11 protein-coding genes are annotated in these 12576 nt (G+C 61.3%); 5 read left to right on the forward strand and 6 right to left on the reverse strand.

The genetic code is table 11. From position 1 onward, the window contains the following. Positions 1 to 236 precede the first annotated feature (236 nt). Positions 237 to 2138: a sigma 54-interacting transcriptional regulator gene (locus QIW53_RS19825; protein ID WP_371051326.1), complete on the forward strand. Its 1902-nt coding sequence runs from the start codon at positions 237 to 239 to the stop codon at positions 2136 to 2138. 60 nt (positions 2139 to 2198) lie between these two features. On the opposite strand, the gene QIW53_RS19830 is transcribed toward QIW53_RS19825, so the two are convergent. From QIW53_RS19830 to QIW53_RS19850, 5 genes are all read right to left on the reverse strand, one after another. Next, positions 2199 to 3107 carry a LysR family transcriptional regulator gene (locus QIW53_RS19830; RefSeq protein ID WP_371051327.1) on the reverse strand — a complete coding sequence of 303 codons (909 nt, stop codon included), beginning with the start codon at positions 3105 to 3107 and terminating at the stop codon, positions 2199 to 2201. Then, positions 3107 to 4027, reverse strand: a complete 921-nt coding sequence (locus tag QIW53_RS19835) for a LysR substrate-binding domain-containing protein (protein ID WP_371051328.1) — start codon at positions 4025 to 4027, stop codon at positions 3107 to 3109. The genes QIW53_RS19830 and QIW53_RS19835 overlap by 1 nt, the downstream gene beginning before the upstream one ends. Positions 4028 to 4197: 170 nt before the next feature. Further along, the gene (locus QIW53_RS19840) at positions 4198 to 4827 is read right to left on the reverse strand and encodes a glutathione S-transferase family protein (RefSeq protein ID WP_371051329.1); all 630 of its coding nucleotides are present in this window, start codon (positions 4825 to 4827) and stop codon (positions 4198 to 4200) included. Positions 4828 to 5017: 190 nt separating this feature from the next. Then, on the reverse strand, positions 5018 to 7069 hold the full coding sequence (locus QIW53_RS19845) for a 2Fe-2S iron-sulfur cluster-binding protein (RefSeq protein ID WP_371051330.1): 2052 nt from the start codon (positions 7067 to 7069) through the stop codon (positions 5018 to 5020). A gap of 187 nt (positions 7070 to 7256) precedes the next feature. After that, positions 7257 to 7952, reverse strand: a complete 696-nt coding sequence (locus QIW53_RS19850; RefSeq protein ID WP_371051331.1) for a tRNA (adenine(22)-N(1))-methyltransferase — start codon at positions 7950 to 7952, stop codon at positions 7257 to 7259. Positions 7953 to 8230: 278 nt separating this feature from the next. On the opposite strand from QIW53_RS19850, the gene QIW53_RS19855 reads away from it, so the two are divergent. Then, a complete protein-coding gene (locus QIW53_RS19855) occupies positions 8231 to 8974 on the forward strand; it encodes an SDR family NAD(P)-dependent oxidoreductase (protein ID WP_371051332.1) in 744 nt (247 codons plus the stop codon). 118 nt (positions 8975 to 9092) lie between these two features. Here QIW53_RS19855 and QIW53_RS19860 read toward each other — a convergent pair whose 3' ends face one another. Beyond that, positions 9093 to 10121, reverse strand: a complete 1029-nt coding sequence (locus QIW53_RS19860; protein WP_371051333.1) for a methyl-accepting chemotaxis protein — start codon at positions 10119 to 10121, stop codon at positions 9093 to 9095. Between the two features lie 496 nt (positions 10122 to 10617). Between QIW53_RS19860 and QIW53_RS19865 the strand changes: the two genes are divergently transcribed. The 3 genes from QIW53_RS19865 to QIW53_RS27300 all read left to right on the forward strand — a co-directional run. After that, complete coding sequence (locus tag QIW53_RS19865; protein WP_371051334.1) at positions 10618 to 11223, forward strand: SCO family protein; 606 nt, start codon at positions 10618 to 10620, stop codon at positions 11221 to 11223. Then, on the forward strand, positions 11223 to 11711 hold the full coding sequence (locus QIW53_RS19870; protein ID WP_371051335.1) for a copper chaperone PCu(A)C: 489 nt from the start codon (positions 11223 to 11225) through the stop codon (positions 11709 to 11711). Before QIW53_RS19865 ends, QIW53_RS19870 begins: the two co-directional genes overlap by 1 nt. A 296-nt stretch (positions 11712 to 12007) precedes the next feature. After that, positions 12008 to 12576: hypothetical protein (locus tag QIW53_RS27300; protein ID WP_442439653.1), on the forward strand; the 569-nt coding region annotated here is incomplete at its 3' end.

The following is a 12576-nucleotide window of genomic DNA, read 5'->3' on the forward strand; positions in this document are numbered from 1 at the left end:
CGCTCTCCGGTTTCTGGGTAGTGGAACGCCAGCCTGTCTGGCCGCCGTGTTACAGGAGATAGAGCGAACGCCGTGCCAGGAAATAAAACAGTTTTTTACTTGCAGGCAACTTGTTGAAATTTAAAGAAATACCCTTCTGATCCGGTTTTTTGACAGGCAACTGATGCTTTCGCGAGCTCACGCATTCCCGTAGAAATACGAATATTCGTAGTGCCACAGCACGAGATTTCGTAGCCATGAACGAAGCAGACTCCCTTAGCGGTTGGGCCGACCTGGCCTACTCGTCGCGGCACATGGTGTTCGAGCATTGCGCCGAAGCCATCGCGCTGCTCAATCCCTTCACCGACCGCCTGGGCGATCTCAACATTGCCGCCTGCAAACTGCTCGGCTATCCCCGACAGGAATTGCTCGAACTGCCGGTCAGCAAGCTGTTCGGTCATCAACTGGCCGACCTGATCGTTTTCACCCAGGCGGTGATGGACAAGGGGCGCGGCTGGAGCGACGAGTTGAGTTGCAACTGCAAGAGCGGCGAACGTATCGAGCTGGAGATATCGGCCACCACCCTGCAGATCAGGGGCGAGCAACAGCTGATTCTGGTAATGCGCGAGCTCAGTCGCGAAAAGTACCAACGTGACCAGGCCGAGACCGAACGCACCATGCGCGGCGGACTGATCGAGTGGCGCAACATCCTCAACCTGTTCCAGGAAAACGAGCGCGACAATCAGCTGTTGCTCAGTTCCGTGGGCGATGGCATCTACAGCATCAACAGCGAAGGCCTGGCCACCTTCGTCAACCCCGCCTGCGCGCGCATGCTCGGCTGGGAACCACAGGACATGATCGGCAAGAACATCCACCGCATTCATCACCACACCCACACCGATGGCAGCCCTTACCCGGTTGAAGAGTGTCCGATCTACAAAGCCGTGCGCGACGGCGTCATCCACGAGGGGCGTCAGGAAATCTTCTGGCGCCGTGACGGCACATCGTTCCCGGTGGAGTTCACCAGTACGCCGGTGATTTCCGATGGTCGCATCGTCGGTGCCGTGGTGGTCTTCCGCGACATCACCGAGCGGCGCAGTACGGAGAACCAGCTGCAAAGCGCCCTGGAAGAACTCCAGGTGCTCAAGCAGCGCCTTGAAGAACAGAACGCCTATCTGCAGGAAGAGATCCACATCGAGCACAACTTCCGCGAAATCGTTGGCCACAGCGAACCGATCAAGAAGATCATCCGCCAGATCGATGTGGTCGCCCCTACGGACGCCAGTGTGCTGATCAACGGCGAGTCCGGCACCGGCAAGGAATTGATCGCCCGGGCGATTCATCAGGCCAGTCGACGCAACGCCCACCCGCTGATCCGGGTCAACTGCGCGGCGATCCCGGCCGAGCTGTTCGAAAGCGAGTTCTTCGGCCACATCCGGGGCGCCTTTACCGGCGCGGTACGCGACCGGGTCGGGCGCTTCGAACTGGCAGACGGCGGCACGCTGTTTCTCGATGAGATCGGCGAGATCCCCCTGGAACTGCAGAGCAAGCTGCTGAGGGTGTTGCAGGAAGGACAGTTCGAGCGCGTTGGCGAAGAGCGCACGCGCAAGGTCGACGTGAGGATCATTGCCGCGACCAATCGCGATCTGCGCGAAGAGGTCGCCGCCCGGCATTTTCGTGAAGACCTGTATTTTCGCCTGAACGTTTTTCCCATCCAGTCGCCGGCGCTGCGTGAGCGCCTGATGGACATCGGCGCCCTGGCGGCGCACTTCCTCAAGCAGACCGGAAAACGCTTGAACATGCCGGGAAGACGCTTGCGCAACAGCGATATCGAACGCCTGCAACGCTACTCGTGGCCGGGCAATATCCGCGAACTGCAAAATGTCATCGAGCGCGCGCTGATCACCTCGATCGGCGCGGACCTGAACCTGGACCTGCCCGATGAACCGAAAACCGGCTCGCCCGTTGCGCAGCCACCCTCGCCCACGATCATGACGGATGCGCAGATTCGCGACCTCGAACGCAACAACATGCAGGCTGCGTTGAAAGCAGCGGATGGCAAGCTGTTCGGCAAGGGTGGCGCGGCTGAGCTGCTGGGGCTAAAACCCACGACCCTGGCATCGAGGTTCAAGCGGCTGGAGATCAAGCTGTCGGATTGAGCTGCGCCGGCGTCGTCCATTTCAACGTCGAGGGTTGCGCGGGCGGCGCCGTGTGCTGGACTAGCCGTCGAGCCGCATCGCCGGATGCTCGCGTAACCGATCGACGACATAGTTGACGAAACTGCGCACGCGCATCGAGGCGTTGCGTCTTTCCCGGTAGACCACGTGCACCGGCATCGACGGCGGGTCATAGGCGTGCAGCACCCTGCGTAATCGGCCTGCCTTCAAATAGTCGTACAACGGATAGCTCAGGCAACGGGTGACCCCGGCGCCATTGGCCGCCGCATCGATGGCTGTTTGTAACGTGGCGCAACTCAGGCGCGTGCGTGCCTTGACGATGAAAGGCTCGCCCTGATTCTGAAACGGCCATTGCACGCTGTTCTGGTTGGGCTGCGTGGCGATCAACCGATGGTTGCAAAGGTCTTCGGGAATGTCAGGCTCACCATGCAGCGCAAAGTAATCGGGGCTGGCACAGACAATCGACTGGACATGCCCAACGGGCCGGGCAATCAACGATGAATTGGGCAGGTTCCCCACCAGCACCGCCACGTCCACCCCTTCCTCGTACAGATTGGCGGTGCGGTCGTGGTAGCGCGCGAAAATACCGACCTCGGGGTACAGATCCATGTAGCCGGTCAGCACCGGCGTCATCACGTAACGGCTGAACAGCAAGGGCAACCACACCGTCAGGTTGCCTTGGGCCTGGACATGCAGACCTTTGGCAGACGCCTCGGCCTCGTCGACCGCCTTGAGGATGCGTGAAGCATCGGCCATGAACGCCGCGCCGGCTTCGGTCAGGGTGATGCCCCGGGTGCTTCGCAGCAGTAACGTGACGCCCAGTCGCGCCTCCAGCCGGGCGACCGCGCGCATGACCGTCGGCCCGGACACGTTGAGACGCCGTGCCGCCGACGCGAGGCTGGGGCGTTCGGACAGCGCAGTGAACATCAGCATCTCATGGTAGCGATCCATCACGTTGGGCCTTGTGCACTGGGGATCAGGGCTTCATCACGCTCCAGCCGTTCAACGAGGAAGTCGACGAAGGTCCGAACTTTCGCGGCCACCCGGTTGCTCTTCTGATACACCACATGAATCGGCAACGCCGGCGGTTCGAAGTCCTCGAGGACCAGTTCCAGTTCACCGGCGCCGACACGGCTGGCCACCTGGTAGGACAGCACCCGTGTCAGGCCCCAGCCGCGGCTGGCAATATTGATCGCGGCCTGATTGGCGGTGACGACCAGGCGCGGGTTGAAACGAAAACTCAGGGGGGTGGAATCCTTCATGAACACCCAGTCGCTGAGCAAATGGCTGGCAGAAGACATCACGATGTTGGCCGAACTCAAGTCTTCAGGGTGTTTCGGGCGGCCATAGCGCTCGAAATAGGCGGGAGCGGCGCAGATCACCTGGCGCACCTCACCGACCTTGATCGCATTCAGGTTGTTCTCTCGCAAATGACCGATGCGGATCGCCACGTCGATGCCTTCATCGGCCATGCTGACCACGCGATCGACGAACATCGCGTTAAGGTGCACCGAGGGGTATTGGTCCAGGTAATCGGCCATCAGCGGGGCAATGTACAACTCGCCGAACAATACCGATGCCGTCACGGTCAGCAGCCCGCAAGGCACCGAGTAGCTGCCGGCGGCTGCCTCTTCGGCTTCGTCGAGTTCGCCCAGGATGCGCCGGCAGTCTTCCAGGTAACGTTGCCCCGCTTCGGTCAGGTGCAGGCTGCGAGTGGTTCGAGACAGCAACTGAGTGCCGATCCGTTCTTCCATCGCGGCAATGGCGCGGGTCACGCTCGGTGGCGAAATCCTCAGCGAACGTGCAGCGGCAGCAAACCCCTCTTCCTCTGCAACGGCCATAAAAATCTGCATTTCCTGGAAGCGATCCATGGGCAACCCGATTGTGATTGAGGTTCTGCGGCGCGTACTGAGCAATCCGCCAGTATTGTCGTCGATGGCGACTTTCGCACGCTTGGGGATGAAAGAAGTGCGCTGGGGTAGCGACTTGAACGGGGATGGGGCTGGCCGGAAAAACCTTGCGACCAGCCCCGCGACCAGACTCAGGCGTGTTGCAAGCCCACCGCCGTGCGCTGCATGCCGACAAAACGTGGCAACGCTTCGACACGTGCCAGCCAGGCACGGACATTCGGGTAATCGCTCAACGAGACATTGCCCTCCGGCGCGTGGGCCACGTAGGTGTAAGCGGCCACATCGGCAATGGTCGGTTGGTCACCGGCCAGGAATTGGCTTTGGCCCAGCTCCTCTTCCATCACTTTGAGCAAGCCGTGAGAGCGGCCAATGACGTCTTCGGCGTTGTAACCGGCACCAAACACGGTGATCAAGCGCGCGGCGGCTGGCCCCGAGTTGATCTGGCCGGCGGCCACGGAAAGCCAGCGCTGGACCTTGGCCCTGGCGAGCGGATCGCTGGGCAACCACTGGTCGTTGTCATATTTTTCGGCGAGGTAGATCAGGATCGCGTTCGAATCCGCCAGCACGACGCCGTCGTCATCGATCACCGGGACCTGACCAAAGCGGTTCAGCGCGAGGAATTCAGGGGTCTTGTGCGCACCCTTCATCAGGTCCACGTCGACCAGTTCGGTGGGCAACCCCAGCAGGGACAGCATCAATTCGACACGGTGAGAGTGGCCGGACAATGGATGACGGTACAGCAGGATCGCTTTCTGGGACATGACGAACTCCTTGTTGGCTTCTGATGGCTCGGCACAGGCGTGACGATGGGGCTATCCTCCGCTCCCGTAACAAACAGCGGAATCACCAGCATTTACAATCCAGCATTTCATTTTCTGGAATGGTGAAACTGGACGAATGCATTTTTTGAAAGACACCTCCGCTCCCACAGGATTTGTTACAAGACTGGCCTCAAATATCCAGAATCAACGTCTCGCTACCCTCTGCCGGCACCGAGCAGCAGATCAACACTTCATCCGCCGCCAACCCTTGCTCAGGCGTGTTCAGGTAATGCACCTGGCCGCTGCTCAATTTCGTTTTACAGGTGCCGCAAGAACCGCCGCGACAACTGAACTCGGGGCTCAGGCCACGCGCTTCGGCCAGTTCCAGCAGGGTTCCGTTGCCAGGTTCCCAGCGCGCTTCCTTGCCCGAAGTGGCGAACAGCACTTTCACCGCTCCGGTCGCCGCGGGCACCTGCGGCGCTGCCGGGACACTGACTTCGGCGTCACGCACCAGCGTGGACGGGCCAAAGGTTTCGGCATGCAGGCGATCGTCGGGAATGCGCAACTTGCGCAGGCCGTCGTACAGCGCCTGGGTGAAACTGCCCGGCCCGCACAGGTAGAAGTCGTAGTCATCGAGCGGCAACAGCGCCTTGAGCAGTTCGATATCGATCCGGCCCGCCACGTCATAACTGTCCTCGGCACCGGAAGTGGGCGGTTGGCTGACCACGCGCAGGACCTGGACCTGGCCCCCCGCCCGCGCCACCAGCTCATCGATTTCAGCACGGAACGCCAGGTCGGCCACCGAGCGGCTGCTTTGCACCAGCCATGTCGGGCGCATGCGGCTGATGCGTTTGCCCTGGTAAACCACTTCGCGCAGCATCGACAACAGCGGCGTGATGCCCACGCCCGCCGCCAGCAACACCAGTGGCCGACGTTCGGACGCCTGGACGGTGAAATGCCCCTGGGGCGCCCTCGCCTCGATCCAGTCGCCGACCTGGATGCGGTCGTGCAGGTGCGATGAGATCAGGCCGTCGCGCTTGACACTGATGCGCAGGAATTCATCCGACGAGGCACTGGAAACGCTGTAGGTCCGAATCGACGGCGCCGGCTGCCCGTCCAGCGACAGCCGGATCGGCAAGTGCTGGCCCGGCTCGAAACCCGGTATCCCGAGCCCGTCATCGGGTTCCAGGTAAAACGAGCGAATGCTGCGGCTTTCATCGACGACGCGGGCCACCCGCAGGGGGCGCCAGTGGTTGCGCAGCGATTCCGCCCGCAAGCGCTCGGCCGCCTGTTCCCAACTGCCGGTCATCAACGAATTGGGTGACTCGCCTTCGTCCTCGTCCACCCAACGCAGCGGGATCGCCGCCTGACGGTAAACAATGCGTTGCGGCTTGAAACGCCACAGGCGTTCGGCCCCCTGGAACGCGGCGATTTCAGGATCGTCCAGAAGCACTTCGGCAGTACCGCTCATTTGCAGCAGGTCGCCGCTCTGGAAATCGATGAACAGCAGCCCGGCGCGAGGGTTGAGCAGGATGTTGCCCAAGGTGTTGAAAAACAGGTTGCCGGAGAAGTCCGGGATGGTCAGCGTGCCGTCCTCGTCCATCCGCACAAAACCGGGCTTGCCGCCCCGATGGGACGCATCGACCTGATTCTGGCCATCGCGCTCGACGTAAGTCGCGACATAAAACGAGTCTGCGCCGCTGATCATGCGCTGCACCTGCGAATCCGCCAGGGTCAGTTCAAGCAAGGTGTCGGCGACGTCGTCGACGAAACCATACTGACGCAGGTTGATGTAGCGCGGGCAATTGCCGTAGGCCTGGGTGACGCCGATTTCTATACCCTCACCGTAATCACGCAGCACATTGCCATTCATGCGGTTGCGCCGGCGGGTATGCAACTCGATGCCGAGCATGCCGATGGCATCGCCGGCCTTCATCCCCGTCTCGGCCGGGTCATTGGGTTGTGGCTGAAGATCGATGTGCAGGGTTTGTGGTGTCGGGGAACGCATGAAACCGGGCTCGCCGGTGCGCAGAGTGGCCCAGACATCGCCCTGGGGATCCACGGCGCCCAGCACCACGAAAGGCAGCTGGTGGTAGAACTCGCGATGCTGGTCCGGCATCCAGGTCCGCGCCAGTTGCCGCTGGCCGACGCCCACCATCATGTCGACGGCGCCCACCGTACGTTGCAAGGTCAGCTCACCCTCGTGCCAGGGGGAGGATGGTGCATTCGAGACTTGGTCCATTGCCGCTCTCCTCGCGCCCGCAGCGTCAACCATCACGTCAGCGGCCAGGGTGATGAATGCCCCCTGCTGTGTTCAGGGGGCTGGGTGAGGGCTCATCTTCCCCTTGAAGTGCCGGCGGCGGAATGGGCATGAATTGCAATCCACTATTTCAGCAAATGAAATGGTGAAGGCGCCTAGCGACGGCGGATCAGGCCAGCAGGTTGGCAATCCACCGGGTCTGCTGGTGGATTTGCTGCACTTTTTCTTCGGGTACGCCCTGCCGCGCGCGCTGAAATTGCGTCAAGGTGCGCTGTTTCTCGCGCAGCAGGCGCTGCCATTTATCGAGGAACGCCGGACTGCGGGCCTGCATCTGCACCGGGCCGAAGTACAGTTGTTCGGCCGTGTAGTGCACCGGCTCGCCGCGTTCGGCCACTATGACTTCATAGTCGAAGCGGTTTTCCCGCAGCACTTCCTCGAACAGGATGCGGTAGCCATGGGTCATCAGCCATTGGCGCAGCGGCTGCTCACCGCCATTGGGCTGCAGGATCAGGCGTTCGTGGCCGCTGAGGCGGGCCTTGCCGCTGTCGAGGATGTCACGGATGGTTTCACCGCCCATGCCGCACAGGGTAATCGCGGTGATGGCGTCTGCCGGCTCGATGGCTGCCAGGCCATTGGCCAGGCGCACGCTGATCCAGGCTTGCAGATCGTTCTCGCACACAGTGCGCTCGGCGGCGCGAAACGGCGTCGCGGCCACTTCGCCGGCCACCGCCGCCGTGATGGCGCCACGGTGCATCAGCGCCACCGGCAGGTAAGCGTGATCCGAGCCGATATCGGCCAGGCGTGCACCGGCCGGCACATGCGCCGCCACACGCTCCAGTCGCCTGGACAATGTCTGTTGGTTCAACGACAACCCTCTTCAAGACGAACGACCGCTTGCTCGGCCAGACAGGCCGGCAATTCTGTCGGGCATCGCGGCGCAATTCAAATTTTTACGATCAGGCACACGACTCGACCACGCGCGTCTTAATGACTGCAAAGGGTCTTAACGACCGCAAAACATTGCAGTCATTACGACTGCATGCGGGCTGCGGCCCTTGATCCACGGGGCTCCGGCATTTGGCCCACATCTTGAATTGTCAGGTTGGGATTCAACCCACTCATGTTCATTCAGGATAAATAGCGATGAGTAACGATTTCGAAGGACGCCTGGCAGTGGTCACCGGTGCCAGTTCCGGTATTGGTCTGGCGGTAACCGCCCGCCTTCTTGCGCAGGGTGCACGGGTACTGGCCATGTCGCGGAACATGGGCGGGCTGGAAGAACTGGCTCGGCACTTTGCCGGGCAACTGACCTGGGTCTCTGGCGATGTCACCCGGGCCCAGGACCTGGACCAACTGGCGCAACACGCGTCGCGTCTGGGCCCGGTGCATTATCTGGTGCCCAATGCCGGCATCGCCGAGCTGGCGGACTGCCTCGACCTGCAAGCCTTCGATCGGCAGTGGGCCGTCAACGGCGCCGGCGCGCTGAATACACTGGCGCACTTGCGCGGGAACCTGGCCAATCCGGCGTCGGTGGTGTTCATCACGACCTTCCTGACCGGTGTGACCTTCCCGGGCCTGGCCGCCTACATCGCGTCCAAGGCCGCCCTGCAAGCCCATGCCCGGACATTGGCGGTCGAACTGGCGCCCCAGGGCATCCGCATCAACATGGTATCCCCGGGACCGACGGCCACGCCGATCTGGTCGACCCTGGGCCTCAATCACCACGACCTGGCGAACGTCGCCACTCAGGTGAACAAACGCCTGATCGGTGGCGAGTTCCTCGAAGCCGGCGCGGTGGCCGACGTGGTCCTGTTCCAGCTGAGCAATGGCGCCAGAAGCGTCTACGGCCAGGATTGGGTGGTCGACAGCGGTTACACCGTTCGCTGATGCCCCGTCGGAGCGAACTTGCTGGAGATGGGCGGCGGCGGGCGTGAACGCCCGCGGCGCCTGGAAAAGCCATCGCGAGCAGGCTCGCTCCCACAAGGGCTGCTCAGGGCTGGTCAGGTCATTCGGGCAGTTGCTGCTCGATCACCCCGTACCAGCCCATGCCGGGATAGGTTTCAAACCCGGGCGTGAGTGCATAGCCCTGCAGGGCGTTAGTGGGCTGTACGCTGTAGCCACAGGCCTGACCCGCTTTGGTGGTCAGGGCAATTCGCTGCCCGAGCGAAGCCTGGGGATTGGAGCTGGCCAGGATGTTATGGCTGGCATCGACCATCATCACGCAACTTCGTGAGCGCTCTTCCTCGGTCAGCCGCACGCCATCGATGATGGACCTGGCCTGGTTCTCCCAATCGAAAAAGATCCCGATCACCCCGATCACCGGACTTTGGGCATTGCTGCGTACCGCCGCGCTGAAGGCACAGGTTTGCGCGCCCTCGAGCAAGGGTTCGATGGAGACGTTCCCGGCATGGTATTGATCGCTGCGGCTGTGTTGCAGCGCCATCCTGAACCAGGAGGCGTCGCTGACGTTGGCGCCGACGGTCTTGCCATAAACGCTGGAGCGGCCGCTGGCAATCACACGGCCACGGGTGTCTGCCAGCCAGATATCCAGATACACCGTGTAGCTGTCGAGAATGATGCCCAGGCGTTCACAGGCATAGGCGCAGTTCTGTTCGTCGGCCGATTTCAGCGCATCGACCAAAGAGGCATCGGTCGCCCACCAGCGGACATCACAGGTCCGCTCGTAGAGATTGCGATCCATGATTTCGATCATGTTCAGCGACAGGTCGGCCAAGCGCTGTCCGCGCACGTCAAAGCACATGCCCTCCCCCAGTGCGGTCAACTCATTGACGGATGCCTGGAGGTCTTCGGTCATGGTGCCGGCGATCCTCGAGATCCGCTCGGAGATCACCTTGACCTCTTCAGCCACCACGGCAAACCCCTGGCCGGCCTTGCCTGCGTGGGCGGCCTCGATCAAGGCATTGATTGCAAGCAGGCGGGTCTGGCGAGTGATCATCTGGATGTCGCTGATGCCACGGTTTGCCAACGCTTCGACTTCCCGCGACAACGTGACAATTCGTTCTGGTTCGATCATTTTCTTTGTGCTTCAAAGAGGTGTTGGTCGGCGGCAGCCTTATCAAGTCGAAGCTTTGCATGAGTCGTACCGGCGCAACGGAGTGCTCGGCAGGCTCAATGATTTCTAGTTATTCAGCCAATGTGCATTGGTCTGTTCAGGCGAGAGCTGTGTATTTGTAACGTGTCCACCCTCCAATGATGGCACTGTGAAATTAATCTGCCGACTCTAGTTCAGCTGATTCGATTCAGGCAAGGGCCTGCGAGGTCTTCTACACAGGTTTTTGGCACGAAAGTCCATCATGGTAAAAAGACCTGCGACAGTACGCCGCACAATCACCCCGAAACACCCGCCCTCAGGGTGATTGGCCTGCCAGTGGCGGCCTGTCGCAAGCGTTGGAAGGTCCCGGAAAACGGTAGAATTGACCCACTATGACCCGCACGCAGGGTTGCGCCCCTGCCGGCGTCAATCATTCGCTATGAGCCCCGGGACCGGGCTGTTCAGAAAGGCTGTGCAAATGACTGTTTTGTTGACCCGCCGCAAGGTGGTTGCAGGTATCGGTTTACTCGGCCTGGGCTTGCTCACAGGCTGCGACAACAGCGTCCGTCTGTCGTACAAGTACGGCAAGGACCTGAGCGACAAGATCCTCGGGCGCACATTCAAGTTGAAAGACTCCGAAGGCAACCTCACCACGCTTTCGAGCTTCCGGGGCATGATGCCGATGGTGTTCTTCGGCTTCACCCAATGCCCGGCGGTGTGCCCGACCACCCTCGCCCGCGCCGCACAGATCAAGAAATTGATGGGCAAGGACGGCGACCTGCTGCAAGTCGTCTTCATCACCCTGGACCCCGAGCGGGACACCCCGGAAATGCTCGACGCCTACGTCAAGACCTTTGACCCCACCTTTGTCGCACTGCACGGCACGCTGGAAGAAACAGCGGCGACGGCCAAGGAGTTCGGCGTGTTCTACGAAAAAGTCCCGAGCGGCTCCACCTATACCATTTCCCACACCGCGACCAGCTACGTTTATGACACCCGGGGCACCCTGCGCCTTGGGTTGTCTCACTCGCTTTCGGCACAAGAGTGCACGGAAGACTTACTGACCGTCATGGAGGTCTGCTGATGAACTCGAACGCCTTGCAATCCCGCTTCACCACACGGGTGGGGCAACTGGTGCTGGGCCTGTCGATGCTGGGCCTGGCGGGCTTCGCTTGCGCCCAGACCCAGGTCGAAGACGCCTGGGTACGCGCCTCGGTAGCAGGACAGCAATCCACCGGCGCCTTCATGACGGTCACCGCGAGCAGCGACAGCAAGCTGATCAGCGCGCAGTCACCGGCCGCAAAAACCGTGCAGATCCATCAGTCGACCATGAAAAACGACGTGATGAGCATGCAAGCCGTGGAATTTGTCCCCTTGCCCGCCGGCAAAGCGGTCGCGTTCAACTCCGACAGCTATCACGTGATGCTGATCGACCTGGTCGCCCAGGTAAAGGAAGGCGACAAGGTACCGATGGTGCTGACCGTCGAGCACGATGACGGCAAAAAAGAAGTGATCAACATCGAGGCGCCGGTGCGCGCGCTGAACATGATGGACCACAGCAAGATGCATTGATCCGTTGATAGAAGGGAGTGGTGCCCAGCCACCGCTCCCGCTTCCGCCCGTTCTTCTCGCCTCGATCAAGCCGCACCGCCCCCCTGAACGTCGTCTGAACTGGAAACAGTTCGCAATAAACCTGCGCCTTTTCCGTGATGACCTACACTCTATGGGTTGTCTTTCCGGTTTCATGAAACATATCGACACGCGTGCCCTTCGGCACCTGTGCCAATCGCCAACGTTAACAGCCAAGAGTCTGCGTCTTTTTCGGACATGCTCAATCGCTTTGTGGCTGATGGGTCGTGGAGAACACCATGAAATACAAATTTCTTTCAGGCGTTGTTTTGGTCGTCTCGGCAACGGTGGCAATACCGGGTTGGGCTGCGGAACTGGCATCAGACGGCGCGGATCATGTGGGCGCTGGGGCGGTAGCGGCGGATGGCTCGGATAATGTCGGCGCCAACAAGCTTGCGGCGGATGGTGCGGACAAGGTGGGTGCCAACAAGCTCGCCGCTGATGGCGCGGACAAGGTGGGTGCCAACAAACTTGCGGCTGACGGTGCAGACAAAGTCGGCGCCAACAGACTCGCCGCTGACGGCGCAGACAAGGTCGGGGCCAACAGACTCGCCGCTGACGGTGCAGACAAAGTGGGTGCCAACAGACTCGCGGCGGATGGTGCAGACAAAGTCGGCGCCAACAGGCTCGCGGCGGATGGTGCAGACAAAGTCGGCGCCAACAGGCTCGCGGCGGATGGTGCAGACAAAGTCGGCGCCAACAGGCTCGCGGCGGATGGTGCAGACAAGGTGGGGGCCAACAGACTCGCCGCTGACGGCGCAGACAAAGTGGGTGCCAACAGACTCGCCGCTGACGGCGCAGACAAAGT

Origin of the sequence: Pseudomonas fluorescens, assembly GCF_041354075.1 — a bacterium.
GTDB classification, from domain to species: Bacteria; Pseudomonadota; Gammaproteobacteria; order Pseudomonadales; family Pseudomonadaceae; genus Aquipseudomonas; species Aquipseudomonas fluorescens_CE.